This is a genomic window from Streptomyces sp. SYSU D01066-1 (assembly GCF_054956795.1).
This window is the reverse complement of sequence record NZ_JBUDHV010000038.1, coordinates 25,844-42,197: the sequence shown is the minus strand read 5'-3', so window position 1 is coordinate 42,197 and position 16,354 is coordinate 25,844. Positions and strand designations below refer to the sequence as shown.

Annotated in this window: 17 protein-coding genes and 1 pseudogene; 9 read left to right on the top strand and 9 right to left on the bottom strand. The window is 71.9% G+C overall.

Annotation, left to right across the window (positions count from 1 at the left end):
- Nucleotides 1-66 precede the first annotated feature (66 nt).
- Complete coding sequence (locus ACY1JF_RS26585) at nucleotides 67-1,062, top strand: TAXI family TRAP transporter solute-binding subunit (RefSeq protein ID WP_462707786.1); 996 nt, start codon at nucleotides 67-69, stop codon at nucleotides 1,060-1,062.
- A 26-nt stretch (nucleotides 1,063-1,088) separates the two neighbouring features.
- Here the strand turns inward: ACY1JF_RS26585 and ACY1JF_RS26580 are convergent, their stop codons facing one another.
- The gene (locus ACY1JF_RS26580) at nucleotides 1,089-2,486 is read right to left on the bottom strand and encodes a sensor histidine kinase (RefSeq protein WP_462707785.1); all 1,398 of its coding nucleotides are present in this window, start codon (nucleotides 2,484-2,486) and stop codon (nucleotides 1,089-1,091) included.
- Nucleotides 2,487-2,495: 9 nt separating this feature from the next.
- Nucleotides 2,496-3,179 (bottom strand): response regulator transcription factor, encoded by a 684-nt coding sequence (locus ACY1JF_RS26575; RefSeq protein ID WP_462707784.1) that lies wholly within the window; start codon nucleotides 3,177-3,179, stop codon nucleotides 2,496-2,498.
- 295 nt (nucleotides 3,180-3,474) lie between these two features.
- Between ACY1JF_RS26575 and ACY1JF_RS26570 the strand changes: the two genes are divergently transcribed.
- The 8 genes from ACY1JF_RS26570 (at nucleotide 3,475) to ACY1JF_RS26535 (ending at nucleotide 9,951) form a co-directional block, all read left to right on the top strand.
- Nucleotides 3,475-4,251 (top strand): amino acid ABC transporter ATP-binding protein, encoded by a 777-nt coding sequence (locus ACY1JF_RS26570; protein WP_462707783.1) that lies wholly within the window; start codon nucleotides 3,475-3,477, stop codon nucleotides 4,249-4,251.
- 89 nt (nucleotides 4,252-4,340) lie between these two features.
- Nucleotides 4,341-5,177: a glutamate ABC transporter substrate-binding protein gene (locus ACY1JF_RS26565; protein ID WP_462707815.1), complete on the top strand. Its 837-nt coding sequence runs from the start codon at nucleotides 4,341-4,343 to the stop codon at nucleotides 5,175-5,177.
- An 87-nt stretch (nucleotides 5,178-5,264) separates the two neighbouring features.
- On the top strand, nucleotides 5,265-5,933 hold the full coding sequence (locus ACY1JF_RS26560; protein ID WP_462707782.1) for an amino acid ABC transporter permease: 669 nt from the start codon (nucleotides 5,265-5,267) through the stop codon (nucleotides 5,931-5,933).
- Entirely contained in the window at nucleotides 5,930-6,811 is an 882-nt protein-coding gene (locus ACY1JF_RS26555) for an amino acid ABC transporter permease (protein ID WP_462707781.1), read from the top strand. The genes ACY1JF_RS26560 and ACY1JF_RS26555 overlap by 4 nt, the downstream gene beginning before the upstream one ends.
- Nucleotides 6,812-7,057: 246 nt before the next feature.
- Nucleotides 7,058-8,692 carry an FAD-dependent monooxygenase gene (locus ACY1JF_RS26550; protein ID WP_462707780.1) on the top strand — a complete coding sequence of 545 codons (1,635 nt, stop codon included), beginning with the start codon at nucleotides 7,058-7,060 and terminating at the stop codon, nucleotides 8,690-8,692.
- A gap of 80 nt (nucleotides 8,693-8,772) precedes the next feature.
- Nucleotides 8,773-8,859, top strand: a complete 87-nt coding sequence (locus ACY1JF_RS26545) for a putative leader peptide (RefSeq protein ID WP_360027292.1) — start codon at nucleotides 8,773-8,775, stop codon at nucleotides 8,857-8,859.
- Between the two features lie 73 nt (nucleotides 8,860-8,932).
- Complete coding sequence (locus ACY1JF_RS26540) at nucleotides 8,933-9,493, top strand: cupin domain-containing protein (protein ID WP_462707779.1); 561 nt, start codon at nucleotides 8,933-8,935, stop codon at nucleotides 9,491-9,493.
- A 38-nt stretch (nucleotides 9,494-9,531) separates the two neighbouring features.
- Nucleotides 9,532-9,951 carry a rhodanese-like domain-containing protein gene (locus ACY1JF_RS26535; RefSeq protein ID WP_462707778.1) on the top strand — a complete coding sequence of 140 codons (420 nt, stop codon included), beginning with the start codon at nucleotides 9,532-9,534 and terminating at the stop codon, nucleotides 9,949-9,951.
- A gap of 255 nt (nucleotides 9,952-10,206) precedes the next feature.
- Here the strand turns inward: ACY1JF_RS26535 and recX are convergent, their stop codons facing one another.
- From recX to ACY1JF_RS26500, 7 genes and pseudogenes are all read right to left on the bottom strand, one after another.
- Complete coding sequence (gene recX / locus ACY1JF_RS26530; protein WP_462707777.1) at nucleotides 10,207-11,130, bottom strand: recombination regulator RecX; 924 nt, start codon at nucleotides 11,128-11,130, stop codon at nucleotides 10,207-10,209.
- Nucleotides 11,131-11,133: 3 nt separating this feature from the next.
- The gene (gene recA / locus ACY1JF_RS26525) at nucleotides 11,134-12,258 is read right to left on the bottom strand and encodes a recombinase RecA (protein WP_462707776.1); all 1,125 of its coding nucleotides are present in this window, start codon (nucleotides 12,256-12,258) and stop codon (nucleotides 11,134-11,136) included.
- A gap of 396 nt (nucleotides 12,259-12,654) precedes the next feature.
- Nucleotides 12,655-13,914, bottom strand: a complete 1,260-nt coding sequence (locus tag ACY1JF_RS26520; protein ID WP_462707775.1) for an AI-2E family transporter — start codon at nucleotides 13,912-13,914, stop codon at nucleotides 12,655-12,657.
- A gap of 60 nt (nucleotides 13,915-13,974) precedes the next feature.
- The gene (locus ACY1JF_RS26515) at nucleotides 13,975-14,169 is read right to left on the bottom strand and encodes a DUF3046 domain-containing protein (protein WP_462707774.1); all 195 of its coding nucleotides are present in this window, start codon (nucleotides 14,167-14,169) and stop codon (nucleotides 13,975-13,977) included.
- Between the two features lie 177 nt (nucleotides 14,170-14,346).
- Nucleotides 14,347-14,655, bottom strand: coding sequence for an AzlD domain-containing protein (locus ACY1JF_RS26510; protein ID WP_462707773.1), 309 nt, complete (start codon nucleotides 14,653-14,655; stop codon nucleotides 14,347-14,349).
- A complete protein-coding gene (locus tag ACY1JF_RS26505) occupies nucleotides 14,652-15,368 on the bottom strand; it encodes an AzlC family ABC transporter permease (RefSeq protein WP_462707772.1) in 717 nt (238 codons plus the stop codon). Before ACY1JF_RS26505 ends, ACY1JF_RS26510 begins: the two co-directional genes overlap by 4 nt.
- Nucleotides 15,369-15,391: 23 nt before the next feature.
- Nucleotides 15,392-16,228, bottom strand: a pseudogene (locus ACY1JF_RS26500) (AraC family transcriptional regulator); the annotation flags it as partial.
- Nucleotides 16,229-16,354 lie beyond the last annotated feature (126 nt).

Genomic DNA, 16,354 nt, shown 5'->3' with positions numbered 1-16,354 from the left:
GTGACAATCGGCCTCCGCTCCCGGCCGCCCTGGTCAGCGCGCATGCGGGCTGGCAGGATCACGGCCATGCCCACCCTGTTCTCCCGTGTCGGCCGCCGCCGTGTCCCGCAGGGCGCGGCGGTGGCCGTCGTCGTGCTCGGTCTGCTGCTGTGGTGGCTGCTGCCGCTGGGTGAGAAACCGCCGAGGGGCACGATCACGTTCAGCACCGGCACGCGCGCGGGCGTCTACCACGAGTACGGCGAACTGCTCCGCACCGAGCTGCGCGAGGACATGCCGGGACTGAGGGTGCGGCTGCTCACCAGCGCCGGATCCCAGGAGAACGTCGCGCGGGTGGCGGCCGGCAAGGCCGACTACGCGGTCGCCGCGGCCGACGCGGTGGAGACGTACGCCTTCGACGACCGTCCCGGCGCGGACCGGCTGCGCGGTGTGGCGCGGCTGTACGACGACTACGTACAGCTCGTCGTCCCGGCCGACTCGACGGTCCAGTCCGTCGCCGACCTGCGGGGCAAGCGGGTGGCCGTCGGGCTGCCGGACTCGGGCGTGCGGCTGATCGCCACCCGGGTGCTGAAGGCCGCGGGGATCGACCCCGAGACGGACATCACGCCGTCCTCCGACGGCATCGACACCGGGCCGGAGCGGCTGGGGAACGGTCTGGACGCGTTCTTCTGGTCGGGCGGGCTGCCCACCGACGGGCTGCAGCGGATCGCCAAGAAGCCGTCGTTCCGGTTCGTTCCGATCGAGGAGGACATCGTCGCCGAGCTGCACGACCAGCCCGGTCCCACCCGGTACTACCGGGCCACCAACGTGCCGGAGTCGGCCTACCCCACGGTGCAGACCGGCTATCCGGTGGCGACCATGGCGGTGGCCAACGTACTGATCACCCGGGACGACGCCGATCCCCGGATCACCGAGTGGCTGACCCGGACGGTGATCGAGAGCCGGGACGGCATCGGGGCGCACGTCCACTCCGCCCAGCTGGTCGACCTGCGTACGGCGATCTACACCGATCCCCTCCAGCTCCACGAGGGCGCCCGGCGCTACTACGCCTCCGTCAAGCCCTGACCGTCACGGTCTACCGGCCCTGCACCTCACGGCCGGTGCCTCGGCACCGAGACCGTCACCTCCAGCCCGTGCGGGTGGTGGTGGCCGTAGCTCATCGTGCCGCCGCCGGCGGCGAGCAGGGCGCGGCAGATGGACAGGCCGAGGCCGGAACCCTTGATGTTCTGGTGCCGGCCGCTGCGCCAGAAACGGTCGCCGACGCGGGCGAGTTCCTCGTCGGTCAGGCCGGGGCCGCGGTCGGCGACGACGACGGTCGCGGCGGTGCCGTCGGCGGCTACCGTGACCTGGACGGTCTCGCCTGCGGGCGTGAACTTCACCGCGTTGTCGATCACCGCGTCCAGGGCGCTGGAGAGCGCCACGGGGTCGGCCCAGGCGGTGGTCGGCGGGCAGTCGCCGGCCAGCACCACCCCCTTGGCGGCGGCGGTCGGCGACCAGGCCGCGACCCGCTCGGCGGCCAGCGCGCCGATGTCGGTGACCTTCAGGTCGGGCGCGGCGTGCTCGGCCAGCGCCAGGTCGAGCAGGTCGTCCAGGACGCGGGCCAGGCGCTTGCCCTCGGTCTGCACGGAGGCGATCTCCTGGTTGCCCTCGGGCAGTTCGTAGGCGAGCAGTTCGATGCGGAGCAGCAGCGCGGCCAGCGGGTTGCGCAGTTGGTGGGAGGCGTCGGCGACGAAGGCGCGCTGCTGCTCCAGCACGTCCTCGACGTTGTCCGCCATCTCGTTGAACGACCGGGCCAGGCGCCGCAGTTCCGGAGGTCCTCCGGACGGGGCGACCCGGGACTTGAGACGGCCGGTGGCGATGTCGTGGGTGGTGGCGTCCAGGACGCGTACGGGGCGCAGCACCCAGCCGGTGAGCCGGAGGGCGGCGCCGACGGCCAGCGACATCGCGGCGATCTCGCCGGCGGCGATGACCAGCCAGCCGTCCAGGGTCCTCGACCGCATCGGTCCGGTGGGCGAGTCGGTGACCACGACCGCGACGACGTCGCCGTCCCGGATGACCGGTGACGCCACCACGAGGCGGCCGTCCTCCCAGGGCCACACCTGCTCGGGGTCATGGCTGCGACGGCTGAGCAGCGCCTCGTCGAAGGCGTCGCGCGCCTCGCCCTCCTGGGGGAGGAACCAGGTCGTCGGGGCGTTGGCCATGGGGATGTGATTGGTGTAGAAGACGGCCGCCCGGATGCCGTAGACCTCGTAGTAGCTGATCAGCTCGCTCTGCAGGGTCTCAAGACGCTCGGTGGGCGTGGTGCGCGACCCGGAGGGCGCGTCGCCGACGAACTGGGCCAGCGACGCGAACCGCGCCGTGTCGTCGATGCGGTCGACGACCGCCTCCTGCTGCTCGGCCCGGGCCACGCTGACCGCCAGCGGCACGCCGAACGCGAGCAGCACGGCCGCCATCAGGACGATCAGCAGCGGAAGGAGACGTGCGCGCACCCGGACCCGCTACGCGGTGGGGACGACGAGGCGGTAGCCGACGCCGCGGACGGTCTCGATCAGGGCCGGCCTGCGCAGCTTGGAGCGCAGGGAGGCGACGTGCACCTCCAGGGTGCGCCCCGTCCCCTCCCAACTGGTGCGCCAGACCTCGCTGATGATCTGTTCCCGGCGGAAGACCACCCCGGGGCGCTGGGCGAGCAGGGCGAGCAGGTCGAACTCCTTGCGGGTGAGCTGGACTACCATGCCGTCCACCCGCACCTGGCGCGTGGCCAGCTCGATGTGGACGGTCCCGAGGCGCACCTCGTGCTCCGCGCCCGGCGCGTCCTCGTGGGCGGTGCGCCGGCTGACGGCGTGGATACGGGCCAGCAGTTCCCCGGTGTCGTACGGCTTGACCACGTAGTCGTCGGCGCCCAGGTTGAGTCCGTGGATGCGGGAGCGGACGTCGGAGCGGGCGGTCACCATGATCACCGGGGTGGCGGTGCGCTTGCGGATCTTGCCGCAGACCTCGTACCCGTCCTGGTCGGGCAGGCCCAGGTCGAGCAGGACGACGCCGAAGCCGTCGCTCTCGGGCACCAGCGCGCGCAGCGCCTCCTCGCCGTTGCGCGCGTGGGTGACGTCGAAGCCGTGGCGGGTCAGGATCGCGGACAGGGCGGCGGCGACGTGGTTGTCGTCCTCGACGAGCAGCAGTCTCATCCGGTCCCCCTTCGGTTCACCCGCCGTACGCCCGGCACGAGTACAACGATCACGGACGCGTCGGCACGCGCGCGTACCCGTGCAGTCACGCTGATGGACGGGGACGGCGTCAAGGGGGTTCCGGTCGCGGAGGCCCCGAAGTTATCCGGCCGATATGCGCCTTGCCGGCAAGCGCTACGACACGTGTCCGATTGCTATCGGATCGTGATGCTCAGATTCCCCTCAGATGTAATGACGCAGGTCGTGCGGCGTCATTACTGTCCTCCAAAACCGAGGAGGACGGAGCCTCAGAGCGATGACCGAAGTATCGGTGGCCAAGCAGGATGTGGCCGAGACCGGCGACCTGGTCGTACTGAAGGATGTCAACAAGCACTTCGGCGCGTTGCACGTGCTCCAGGACATCGATCTGACGATCGCCCGCGGCGAGGTCGTCGTGGTGATCGGGCCCTCCGGGTCCGGTAAGTCCACCCTGTGCCGCACCATCAACCGCCTGGAGACGATCGACTCCGGGGCCATCACGATCGACGGCAAGCCGCTGCCCCAGGAGGGCAGGGAGCTGGCGCGGCTGCGGGCCGACGTCGGCATGGTCTTCCAGTCCTTCAACCTCTTCGCGCACAAGACGGTGCTCGACAACGTGGTCCTGGGCCAGGTCAAGGTCCGCAAGGCCGACAAGGCGAAGGCCGAGGAGAAGGCGCGCGCCCTGCTCGACCGGGTCGGTGTGGGCGCCCAGGCGGACAAGTACCCGGCCCAGCTCTCCGGCGGCCAGCAGCAGCGCGTCGCGATCGCCCGGGCGCTGGCCATGGACCCGAAGGTCATGCTCTTCGACGAGCCGACCTCGGCGCTCGACCCGGAGATGATCAACGAGGTGCTGGAGGTCATGCAGCAGCTCGCCCGGGACGGCATGACGATGATCGTGGTCACGCACGAGATGGGCTTCGCCCGGTCGGCGGCCAACCGCGTGGTCTTCATGGCGGACGGCCGGATCGTCGAGGAGGCCACGCCGGACCAGTTCTTCAGCAACCCGCGCAGCGACCGCGCCAAGGACTTCCTGTCGAAGATCCTGCACCACTGACGCGACCGGCATCCCCGCGTCACCGGCCCACGTCACCCGCGCTCGACGGCCTCATCTGCTCGTCTGGACACAGTCAAAGGATGTTCACCATGAAGCTCCTCAAGGTCACCGCCGCCTCGGCCACCGTGCTCGCCCTCGCCCTGTCCGCCACCGCCTGCGGTTCCGACGACGGCGACGACAGCGGCTCCTCCGGGGGCGGCAAGAAGATCACCATCGGCATCAAGTTCGACCAGCCCGGCCTCGGCCAGAAGACGCCGGACGGCTACGAGGGCTTCGACGTGGACATCGCGACGTACGTCGCCAAGAAGCTCGGCTACAGCGAGGACCAGATCGAGTGGAAGGAGTCGAAGAGCGCCGACCGCGAGACCATGCTGCAGCGCGGTGACGTCGACTTCATCGCCGCGACCTACTCGATCACCGACGAGCGCGCCGCCAAGGTCGACTTCGCCGGCCCGTACCTGCTCGCGCACCAGGACGTGCTGATCCGTGCCGACGACAACGAGATCAAGTCGCCGGAGGACCTGAACAACGCCAAGCTGTGTTCGGTCACCGGCTCGACCTCCGCGCAGAACGTCAAGGACAAGCTGGCCCCCAAGGCCCAGCTCCAGAACTACCCGACGTACTCGGCCTGTCTGACCGGTCTGCAGAACGGCGCCATCGACGCGCTGACCACGGACGACTCGATCCTCGCCGGTTACGCCGCGCAGTCGCAGTTCAAGGGCAAGTTCAAGCTCGGCGGCTTCGAGATGACCAACGAGAACTACGGCATCGGCGTCAAGAAGGGCAGCGACCTCAAGGACAAGATCAACACCGCTCTTGAGGACATGGTCTCCGACGGCTCCTGGGACAAGGCCGTGAAGGACAACTTCGGCCCCGCGAACTACGAGAACGAGCCCGCGCCGAAGATCGGCGACATCAAGAGCTGAGGCCGCGCCCGACACAGGGTGCGCCGTCCCGGGTGGGGGCCGGCGCACCCTGTCCGGGCACCCCTACACGCGAAAGCGCGGGAGATCGTGTTCGACTTCTTGGAAGACTACGACCTGCTGGGAGCCTTCTGGACGACGGTGCAGCTCACCCTGCTGTCGGCCGTCGGCTCCCTGATCTGGGGCACTCTGCTGGCCGCCATGCGCGTCAGCCCGGTCCCGCTGATGCGCGGTTTCGGGGCCGCGTACGTCAACATCGTGCGGAACATTCCGCTCACCGTCATCATCCTGTTCTCGTCCCTGGGCCTGAGCCAGACCCTGGGCGTCACCCTCGGCGCCGAGGGCGACTTCGAGTCGCTCAACTTCCGGCTCGCCGTCCTGGGCCTGATCCTCTACACCTCGGCCTTCGTCTGTGAGGCGCTGCGCTCCGGCATCAACACGGTGCCGGTCGGCCAGGCCGAGGCGGCGCGGGCCATCGGCCTCAGCTTCAGCCAGGTGCTGAGCCTGGTGGTGCTCCCCCAGGCGTTCCGCTCCTCGGTGACGCCGCTGGCGAACGTGCTGATCGCGCTCACCAAGAACACCACGGTGGCCGCCGCGATCGGTGTCGCCGAGGCGGCGCTGCTGATGAAGGAGATGATCGAGAACGAGGCCCAGCTGCTGCTGATCTCCGCGGTCATCGCCCTCGGTTTCGTGATTCTGACGCTGCCGACCGGCCTGATCCTGGGCTGGGTGGGCAAGAAGGTGGCGGTGAAGCGATGAGCTCCGTTCTCTACGACGCCCAGGGCCCCCGGGCCAAGCGGCGCAACGTCGTCCTCACCGCGGTCTTCGTGGTCGCCCTCGCAGCCCTCCTGTGGTGGGTCATCACCACCCTCCAGGACAAGGGCCAGCTGGAGTGGGCCAAGTGGGAGATGTTCTTCACCGGCACCGAGGCCTGGTCGACGTACATCTGGCCGGGGCTGGAGAACACCCTCACGGCGGCCGCCCTCGCGGTGGTGATAGCGCTGCCGCTCGGCGCCGTGTTCGGCATCGCCCGGCTGTCGGACCACGCCTGGGTGCGGATCCCCGCCGGGATCGTGGTGGAGTTCTTCCGCTCCATTCCCGTCCTGGTCCTGATGATCTTCGGTCTGGCGCTGTTCGCCGAGTACACCGACGTCAGCTCGGACGACCGTCCGCTGTACGCGGTCGTCACGGGTCTGGTGCTCTACAACGCCTCGGTCCTCGCCGAGATCGTCCGGGCGGGCATCCTGACCCTGCCCAGGGGCCAGTCCGAGGCGGCCATGGCGATCGGTCTGCGCAAGGGCCAGCTGATGCGGCTGATCCTGCTGCCGCAGGCGGTCACCGCGATGCTGCCGGCCATCGTCAGCCAGCTCGTCGTGATCGTGAAGGACACCGCCCTCGGCGGCGCCGTCCTGACCTTCTCCGAGCTGCTGTCCTCGGCCAACACGATGAGCGGCTACTACGGCGCCAACACCATCGCCAGCTTCACGGTGGTGGCCGTGATCTACATCGCGATCAACTTCGCCCTCACCAGTTTCGCGAGCTGGCTGGAGCGCCGGCTGCGGCAGGGCAAGAAGTCGACCGGAGCGGTCCTCAAGGCCGCCGACGACCAGGCGGCCGCCGGGACCGCGGCGGTCTGACGGCCGGTCACCTCACCCTGGAGCACCAGTACGACCGGTGCGATCACCGGTTCGAGTACCGGCGCGACCACCGGTACGACCATCAGCATGGCCGATACGGAGGCAGTGGCATGATCGCCACTGCCTCCGTCGCTTGACGGGGACACCGGCAATGGGTTGCATACGTTCTGTGATCGTGCACCCTGCTCCAACGTCCTGTTCACCTGTGTCCCCGCGGACACCGCAGCGGGCAGGGGGCACCGCGCCGTGGACCCGGTGATCATCGTCGGAGCGGGGCCCGTCGGGCTCGCGCTCGCCCTGGCCCTGGCCCGGCAGGAGGTGCCCTGCGTCGTCCTCGACGAGGGGCCGGGCAAGGACGAACCGCGCCCCGCGCGCACCGTCGTCCTGCCCCAGGACACCGTCGCCCTCCTGGAACGGCTCACGGGCACGCCGCTCGACCGGGCCGGTCTCCGTTGGACCGGATGGCGGGCGATGCGACGCAGGCAGGTGACGCGCGAGATCACCTTCGACGACACCGATCCGGCCCCGCTGCACATCGCCCAGCACCTGCTGACCGGCGCGCTGCGCACGGCCCTGGCCCGTGAGTCCCACGTGAGGATCGCCGTGGACAGCCGAGTGGACGCCGTGGAGCAGGAGCCCTCCGGCGTCACCGCCCACACCCGCGGCCCCGAGGGCACCTGGTGGCGCGGCAGTTACCTGGTCGGCTGCGACGGCCCGCGCTCCACCGTGCGCAAGCTCCAGGACATCCGCTTCCCCGGCCGCACCGCGGTGGAACGGCACGCCGTCGCCGCCCTGCGCACCGAACTGCCGTGGGGTGAAGAAGCGTTGCTCCACCGGTCGCCGCCGTGGCGTACGTCGGGCCCGTCGGCCGGCGAGATCACCGGCCGCCCCCTGCCCGACGGGGTGTGGCGCCTGGACTGGCTGCTGCTTCCGGGCAAGGACCTGGTCACGCCGGAACTGCTGGTCACCCGGGTCCGGGAGACCCTCGCCGGCTGGCACGGCGGGACCGCCCCGGCGTACGAACTCCTCGACACCGGCGTCCACATCGTCCACCACCGTCTGGCCCGCCGCTGGCGTGCCGGCCGGGTGCTGCTCGCCGGGGACGCGGCGCACCTGCTCGGCTCAATCGGCACCCAGGGGCTCGACGAGGGGCTGCGGGACGCCGACAACCTGGCCTGGAAGCTGGCGCTGGCCTGGCACCACGGACCGAACGATGCGCTCCTCGACAGCTACCAGGCGGAGCGGCGCACGGCGGTCGCCGCCCGGCTGCGCGCCGCCGACCAGGCCCTGCCACTGCTGCGCGGCGGTGGCGGACTGCGCGGGTACGTCCCCGGCTCGTCCCGGGGGCACGACGCGTTGCTCACGGACGGTCACCTGGGGCGCGGAACGCTCGGTGCGCCGGGGGCGTACATCGATTCGCCGCTCGCGCCTCCGCGCCTCGACGGGGAGATCGCGGTCGGTACGGCACCGGGCGAGCAGGTCAGCGACGTACGGGTGACCGCGGAGGACGGCACCTTCGTCCGGCTGCGGGACCGGCTGGGGCGCGGGGCGCTGCTGGTGGTGCTGGTCGCGCCGGGTACCGGTGTCTGGGAGCGCAGGCACTGGGTGACCGCTGGCATCATGCCCCGGCTGGCCGCGGCGGTGACCGCGCTGCCGTGCCGCGCCGAGCTGCTGGTCACCGAGGGCTATCCGGGCGCCGGCGCCCACACCGTGCTGCTGGTGCGGCCCGACGGCCACCTCGTCACGGCGTTGAACGGGGTCCGCCCGGCCGACCTGTACACGGCGGCCGAGGCGGCACTGGGCTGGGCAGAGCGGCCCGCGGCATCAGCGTCCGCATCGGCATCCGCATCGGCGCCCCAGGCATCGGCGGCCTCCGGCTGAGACAGCGCTCACCGTCACCGCGCCGACCGCGTGGTGACGGTGAGTTGACCGGTCCGCGCGGTCATGGTGTACTCCGGATCATGACCGGCACCGATGTACGCCTGTGGCGGCGGGTCCACATGGACCTCGTCCGCTACGCGGGCTGCGTGTGTCGTCCGTCCTGCTGAATTCGCCCCCCCTCTCCCGAGCGCGCCGCTTCGCACGCCTCCGCGCGCTCCCGCGAACTCCCGGACGGTAACCGTGTCTGTCTCGTTCCCTTCTTCCGCCTTTTCCGCCTCTTCCGCCGCCCCTGCGCCGGCCCGCGTCGCCGCGCCCACCCAAGCGGACCTCCTCGCCTTCGCGCGGCACGCCGCCGCCGACACCGCGCTCATCGCCTCGCTCCCCCTCGACCCCCAGGGCCGCACCTGGGTACGGCTGGAGGGGCCGGCCGGCAGTGAGGCGTGGCTGATCGGCTGGCCGCCCGGCACCGGTACCGGCTGGCACGACCACGCCGACTCGGTGGGCGCCTTCGTCACCGCCGCCGGCGAGCTGAGGGAGAACGCGCTCGCCGCCCGGCTGCCCACCCACGCCTGGCGCACCCTGGAGCTGGCCGACGGCGTGGACCGGGAGCGTCGGCTGCCGGCCGGGCAGGGGCGTGCCTTCGGCCGGCACCATGTGCACGAGGTGCTCAACGACTCCCCGGACCAGCACGCCGTCTCGGTCCACGCCTACTACCCGCCGCTGCCGCTGATGCGCCGCTACAGCCGTACCGGCCCCGTCCTGCGTCTGGAGCGGGTCGAACGCCCGGAGGACTGGCGGTGAGCGGTCCGGACGGGCGCAAAGGGAGCGGGAGGCCGGGGATGGACGACGGGCCGGTCGGGATCGACGCCCTGCTGGAGCGGGTGCGTCAGACCTACGAGCGGATCGGGCCGCGCGAAGCGCACCGGGCCGCCGAGGCGGGTGAGGCGCTCCTGGTCGACATCCGGTACGCCGCACTGCGCGAGCGGGACGGCCTGGTCCCCGGCGCCCTGGTGATCGAGCGCAACGAACTGGAGTGGCGGCTGGACCCCCGGGGCAGCCACCGCGTTCCCGAGGCCACCGGCCATGACCTGCGGATCGTCGTGCTCTGCGACGAGGGGTACGCCTCCAGCCTGGCGGCGGAGTCCCTGCACCGCCTGGGCCTGCGCCGGGCCACCGATCTGACCGGCGGCTTCCAGGCCTGGCGGGCGGCCGGGCTGCCCGTGCTGCGGCCACCGCTCCAGGCGCCGAACTCGCCGTAGAACGGTGGTGCCGTGTCCGGATCATGGCCGCGGCCCCTCCCCGCCTTGCTCCGGCGTCGTACAGGCGGGGCCGGCCGATGACTGCCCGCAGGTCGCCGGCCTCCTCGGCGTCGCGGCCGGCCCGCCGGGTGATCGTGCGCACCGGGAGTGCCCCGGAGCTTCACGGAGCACCCCGAGGTGTCATGGAGTGGACCAGGACGCCATGGTGTGCCCCCGGTGCCATAGCGTGCCCCGGTCCGTACCGCTCCGCCCCGGTCAGAACGACGTCGCGTCTCCGCTCCCGTCCCCTTCCCCGAGGGCCTCCGCGTCCTCGCCCTCCTCTTCCAACGCCTGGCGGACCACCCTCAGGGCCATGCCCTCGGAGTAGCCCTTGCGGGCCAGCATGCCCGCGAGCCGGCGCAGCCGCTTGTCCCGGTCGAGCCCGCGGGTGGAGCGCAGTTTCCGGGCGACCAGCTCACGCGCGGTCTCCTCCTCCTGCTCGGGGTCGAGCCGGGAGACCGCCTCGTCGATGAGGGAGGAGTCGACGCCCTTGGTCCGCAGCTCGCGGGCGAGCGCGCGCCGGGCGAGCCCCCGGCCGTGGTGCCGGGACTCCACCCAGGCGTCCGCGAAGGCGCCGTCATCGATCAGGCCGACCTCCTCGAACCGGGACAGCACCTCCTCCGCGGCGTCTTCCGGAATCTCCTTCTTGCGCAGGGCGTCGGCGAGTTGCCTGCGTGTGCGCGGGGTCCCGGTGAGCAGGCGCAGGCAGATCGCCCGTGCCTGCTCGACCGGGTCCCGCGGAGGCTCCCCCTCCTCGGCCCTCGACGGGGAAGTGGTGCCTCCGTCCTGCGCGGTCCCGTCACCGCGGTCGCGCGCGCGGCGCCCCCGGGAACCGTCCGTGCCCCGGACCCGCGCCCGGCCACCGCCCCGACGCGCCCCACCGCCGCCCCCGCGTGAGTCGCCCCCACGGCCCCCGCCGCCTTCCGCCGGAGGCTCCTCCGTCCCGTTCCCGTACGGCGCATCGATGCCGTACGGGAACGGGTCGTCGTGGGGGTACGGGTCGTCATACCCGTCCTCGACCGCTCCGTCGCCCCCCTCGCCACCCGGTCCGTCCGGCCCGTCCGGTCCGACCCGTCCGCGCCGACGCGCCGGGGCGGACGGGCTGGCGTCGTACTCGGCCCAGTCGGTTCGTCGCGTCACGGGTCAGCTCTTGGCAGCCGCGGCCTTGGACTTGGTGGCCTTGGCGGCGGGCGTCGGCACCGACGTCGCGGCGGCGGCCGGAGCGGCGGGTACCGCGGTGTCCTTGCCCGGCTCGGCGGCCGGTTCCTCGGGACGCACGCCCACGCCCAGCTTCTCCTTGATCTTCTTCTCGATCTCGTTGGCGAGGTCGGGGTTGTCCTTCAGGAAGTTACGGGCGTTCTCCTTGCCCTGCCCGAGCTGGTCGCCCTCGTACGTGTACCAGGCGCCGGCCTTGCGGACGAAGCCGTTCTCCACGCCCATGTCGATCAGGCCGCCCTCGCGGCTGATGCCCTGGCCGTAGAGGATGTCGAACTCGGCCTGCTTGAAGGGAGGGGCGACCTTGTTCTTGACGACCTTGCAGCGGGTGCGGTTGCCGACCGCCTCCGTGCCGTCCTTCAGTGTCTCGATGCGCCGGATGTCGATGCGCACCGAGGCGTAGAACTTCAGCGCGCGGCCACCGGTCGTGGTCTCCGGGGAGCCGAACATCACGCCGATCTTCTCGCGGAGCTGGTTGATGAAGATCGCCGTGGTCTTGGACTGGTTGAGCGCGCTGGTGATCTTCCGCAGGGCCTGGCTCATCAGCCGGGCCTGCAGACCGACGTGGCTGTCGCCCATCTCGCCCTCGATCTCCGCACGCGGGACGAGCGCCGCGACGGAGTCGATGACGATGAGGTCGAGGGCGCCGGAGCGGACCAGCATGTCCACGATCTCCAGGGCCTGCTCGCCGTTGTCCGGCTGGGAGAGGATCAGGTTGTCGATGTCGACGCCGAGCTTCTTGGCGTACTCGGGGTCGAGGGCGTGCTCCGCGTCCACGAAGGCGACCTGGCCGCCGGCCTTCTGCGCGTTCGCCACGGCGTGCAGGGTCAGGGTCGTCTTGCCGGAGGACTCGGGGCCGTAGATCTCCACGACACGGCCGCGCGGGAGTCCGCCCACGCCGAGGGCCACGTCGAGCGCGGTCGACCCGGTCGGGATGACCTCGATGGGCTCCTTGGTCCGGTCGCCCATGCGCATGACCGCACCCTTGCCGAATTGCCGTTCAATCTGTGCGAGAGCGGCGTCCAGGGCCTTCTCGCGGTCGGTTCCTGCCATGGGTTCCACCCGATTTGCTTGAGTCGATCGCTTCACGTCAAAGACGCTAACGCCTGCCACTGACAATGCGCCCCGACGCAGGTCCGGCCTGTGGACAACCCGGGTGCATATCCGTCCATAGCCAGCCGAACCGCCCATCGGGGGTGCCTGCCGACGCCCCCATGAGAATGGATGTTCGATTTTCGTGTCAAGCGCACCGCGCGCCCCTGCCGAGACCGCCGCTCCAGGGACGCGGCGCCGAGGAACGGTGCGCCGGCCGGCCGCGAGGGCGCGTCCCACCACCACCGCCGGTCCCGGCCCGGGGACCGCGGTCAGGACGGCGGCGATGACTGCGGCGAGGGCGCCTGGCCCCGGAAGCCCTGACCGGTCACGGCCCCGCTCCCACCGCCCCGCCGCTCAGGAGGAGCCGTCCCTGGGCCGGTCCGACGCCGGCCCCGTCGACCACCTGGCCCACAGTCGCCGCACGCGCGTGACCGCTCCCGGCCCCGGCCCCCGGCCCCGGCGCCCGTGGACCCGGGGATCGTCCGTGACGTCGTACCGCTTGATGTACGCGCCCATGAACGCCTGGAGCGTGGCGACCGCCGGGATGGCGATCAGGGCGCCGACGGCGCCGAGGAGCGCGGTGCCCGCGACGACCGAGCCGAAGGCGACCGCGGGATGGATGTCGACGGTCTTGGAGGTCAGCTTGGGCTGCAGCACGTAGTTCTCGAACTGCTGGTAGATCACCACGAAACCCAGCACCCAGAGCGCGTACCAGGGGTTGACCGTGAAGGCGATCAGCATCGGCAGGGCACCGGCGAGATAGGTGCCGATGGTCGGGATGAACTGCGACACCAGCCCCACCCACACCGCGAGCGCGGGCGCGTAGGGCACCTCCAGGACCTCCAGCAGGATGTAGTGCGCGATGCCGGAGACCAGCGCCATCAGACCGCGCGAGTACAGGTAACCGCCGGTCTTGTCCACGGCGATCTCCCACGCGCGCAGCACCTCGGCCTGCCGGGCGGGCGGCAGGACGGAGCACAGCGCCCGGCGCAGCCGCGGGCCGTCGGCGGCGAAGTAGAACGCGAACAGGGTGACGGTGAGCAGCTGGAAGAGCCCGCCGAGGACCTGCGCGGACACGTCCAGGACCCCGGTGGCGCTGTTCTGCACGTAGTTGCGCAGCCAGTCGGAACGGAGCAGTCCCTCCTGGATGTCGACCCGTCTCAGCTCGGTGTGGAAGTGGCCGTTGATCCAGTTGATGACGGAGTCGAGGTACTCGGGGAAGTCCTCGACCATCTTGACGATCTGTCCGGCGAGCATGGAACCGAGCAGTGTGACGAACCCCGCGGCGGCGATCAGTACCGCGATGAAGACGAGGAACGTGGCCAGTCCCCGGCGCAGGCCGCGCGCGGCCATCCAGCTCACCGCGGGCTCGATGGCCAGCGCCAGGAAGAAGGCGATGAGGACATTGATCAACAGCCCGGTGAGCTGGTGGAAGGCCCAGCTGCTCAGTTGGAAGACGGCGTAGAGCGTGAGGGCCAGCACCATGGCCCTGGGCAGCCAGCGCGGCATGCCGACGGCCGGTCCGGCGGGACCGGCCGGGGGCCCGGCGGGCGGCGTGGGGCCGGACGGGGATGAGTGCGGGGCTTCCCGCCCGGTCTCGTCAGTGGATGCCACGGTCCCAGTTTCGCCCATGCCGCCGACAGCCGGACGCCGTCCGGCGATCTTCGTGACGATTCAGCGCTTCTCCTGTGGCACGTCCATGACCGCGCAGACCACCTGCCACACGTCCTTGGCGTCCCAGCCGGCGTTCAGCGCCTCGTTCACCGTGCGCCCGCCCAGCTCCGTCATCACGTGGTCGCGCGCGAAGGTGTCGGCGTAGCCCGAACCGAAATGCTCCGCCATCCGCTGCCAGAAGACCGTCAACCGCATGCCTCCAGTATCCCGCCCCCGGGTGCGGGCCCTCCGCACGGCACCTGCCGGGGCCACTTCCCGCCCTGCGGTCTGCCGCATGGCCGAAACCGCAGTCCCGCTCCCCCGACGCCCACCGCTCGCTCCCCGCTGGCCCGCCCAGGACCCGCACCCCGGCCGTCCCCCGACCCGGCCCGCTCACCCGCCCAGGACCCGCACCCCGGCGGTCACCGCCACCGCCACTCCGACGACCAGCAGGAACGGCGCGCGCAGGACCAGCGCGACGGCCGCCGCCGCGACCCCCGCGGCCCGCGCGTCCAGCACGAGCGCCCGCCCGTCGGCGAAGGTCTGCTGCGCCGTGAGGGCGGCGAGCAGGGCGACGGGCAGCAGAGCGGCCAGCCGGCGCACCACGGGCCGCTCCAGGGCGCCCGCGGGCACCAGCAGCCCGGCGAGCTTGACCGCGTAGCACCCCAGCGTGGTCAAGCCGATCGCCGCCCAGACGCTCATCGCGCGTCCTCCCGCCCACGACGCCCCCGCGCCCACAGGACGGCCGGCGCGGCCAGCGCCGCGACCAGCACCGGCGTACCGGCGGGCAGCACCGGCAGCAGACCGAGTCCCAGCACCACCGCGAGCCCGGCGACCGTCCGTTCGGCCGAGGTCTTCAGCATCGGCCCGAGCAGCGCCAGGAAGACCGCGGGGCCGGCCGCGTCGAGACCCCAGGCATCGGTGTCCCCGATGGCCTTTGCCCCGAGCGCGCCCAGCAACGTGGTGAGGTTCCACAGCACGTAGAGGCTGAGGCCGGTGACCGTGAACCCGATCCGCGCGGCCCGCCGCGTCGGCTGGGCCAGCGCGACCGCGGCCGTCTCGTCGATGACCCACTGGGCGGCGAACGGCCGCACCACCCGGGGCAGGGCCAGCAGCTGCGACAGCCGCAGCCCGTAGAAGGCGTTGCGCGCCCCGAGGAAGAAGGCCCCGGCCGCGGCCGTGAAGGGGTTCCCGCCGGCCGCGAGCGCCCCCACGAGCGCGAACTGGGACGCCCCGGTGAACACCAGCAGGCTGAGCGCGCAGGTCTGCGCCAGGCTGAGCCCACCGCCCGCCGAGGTGACCCCGAAGGCGAACCCGGACAGGCCCACCGCGACGCCGACTCCCAACGCGTCCCGCACGACGGCCGCGTCAGGCCTGCGCACGATCTCTTGAACCACCGACTGTTCCGCTGCCACCCTCCGGACGGTAGGACCGGCTACCGCCGAGCGTCTTGTACGTTCTTGCGCTCACGTTGGTACGCCCCTGGCGGAACGCCCACGATCCGTGTGAAGTGCCGGTTCAGATGCGGCTGGTCCGTGAACCCCACCAGGGCCGCGACCTCGGCCGGGGCCGTCCCGGCGTCCAGCAGCAGCCGCGCACGACGTACCCGGGCGTCGGTCAGCCAGGTGTGCGGCGGCATGCCGTAGGCGTCCCGGAAGGCCCGCAGCAACGCGAACGGCCCGGTCCCCAGCCCCGCGGCCAGCGCCTCGAGACCGGGCGGATCGGCCATCCGCTCCTCCAGCACGCCACGCGCGCGTGCCGCGACCCGCGCCCCCGCCGACCGTACCTCCCGTCCGGGCAGCGTCCCGCCGTTCAGTCGCAGCAGCCGGGTCACGGCCACCCGCAGCAGGGTGTCGGCGGCCAGGGCCTCCCCCTCGTCGGCGGCCCGCAGCACCCGCCGCACCAGCTCCACGGTGTACGGATCGCTCATCACCGGCCGGACGAACCCGGGCGTCCCCCGCAACGTGGTGGTCTCCGCGGCGATCGCCGCCACCACCTCCGGCGACGGATACACGGCCCCGTACCGCCACCCCTCCGGCACCCCCGCCCGGCCGGTGTGCGGGGTGTCCGGATTGACCAGCGCGAGATCGCCGGCCCCCGCGTACACATCGCCCCCGCCGTGGTGGAAGACCTCCACCCCGGCGTAGATGGCCGCGATCACGAAGTGCTCGTGCGTGTGCCGCACGAACGACTGCCGTATGTACCGGGCCCGCAGCAGATCGACGCCGGGCAACGCGGCGAACCGCCAGTGCCGCGCCCGCTCACCGTGTCCCATGCGTCCCATTCTCCTTCCCCGCTCAGAACGCACCCGCGCCGGCGTGCGGCCGGCAGGGGCCGGAGCGGGGGGGTGTCCGCGCGCGGCGGTCGGCCCGCCGGCCCGCTCCCTTCCCGTGGCCGACCG

Bases quoted from the DNA above. Each gene is read 5' to 3' on its own strand.
- ACY1JF_RS26535 (WP_462707778.1), top strand. From the start codon at position 9,532: ATGGACGACGGGCCGGTCGGGATCGACGCCCTGCTGGAGCGGGTGCGT.
- ACY1JF_RS26575 (WP_462707784.1), bottom strand. From the start codon at position 3,179: ATGAGACTGCTGCTCGTCGAGGACGACAACCACGTCGCCGCCGCCCTG.
- ACY1JF_RS26515 (WP_462707774.1), bottom strand. From the start codon at position 14,169: ATGCGGTTGACGGTCTTCTGGCAGCGGATGGCGGAGCATTTCGGTTCG.
- ACY1JF_RS26545 (WP_360027292.1), top strand. From the start codon at position 8,773: ATGACCGGCACCGATGTACGCCTGTGGCGGCGGGTCCACATGGACCTC.
- recA (WP_462707776.1), bottom strand. From the start codon at position 12,258: ATGGCAGGAACCGACCGCGAGAAGGCCCTGGACGCCGCTCTCGCACAG.
- ACY1JF_RS26570 (WP_462707783.1), top strand. From the start codon at position 3,475: ATGACCGAAGTATCGGTGGCCAAGCAGGATGTGGCCGAGACCGGCGAC.
- ACY1JF_RS26585 (WP_462707786.1), top strand. From the start codon at position 67: ATGCCCACCCTGTTCTCCCGTGTCGGCCGCCGCCGTGTCCCGCAGGGC.
- ACY1JF_RS26555 (WP_462707781.1), top strand. From the start codon at position 5,930: ATGAGCTCCGTTCTCTACGACGCCCAGGGCCCCCGGGCCAAGCGGCGC.
- ACY1JF_RS26510 (WP_462707773.1), bottom strand. From the start codon at position 14,655: ATGAGCGTCTGGGCGGCGATCGGCTTGACCACGCTGGGGTGCTACGCG.
- ACY1JF_RS26565 (WP_462707815.1), top strand. From the start codon at position 4,341: ATGAAGCTCCTCAAGGTCACCGCCGCCTCGGCCACCGTGCTCGCCCTC.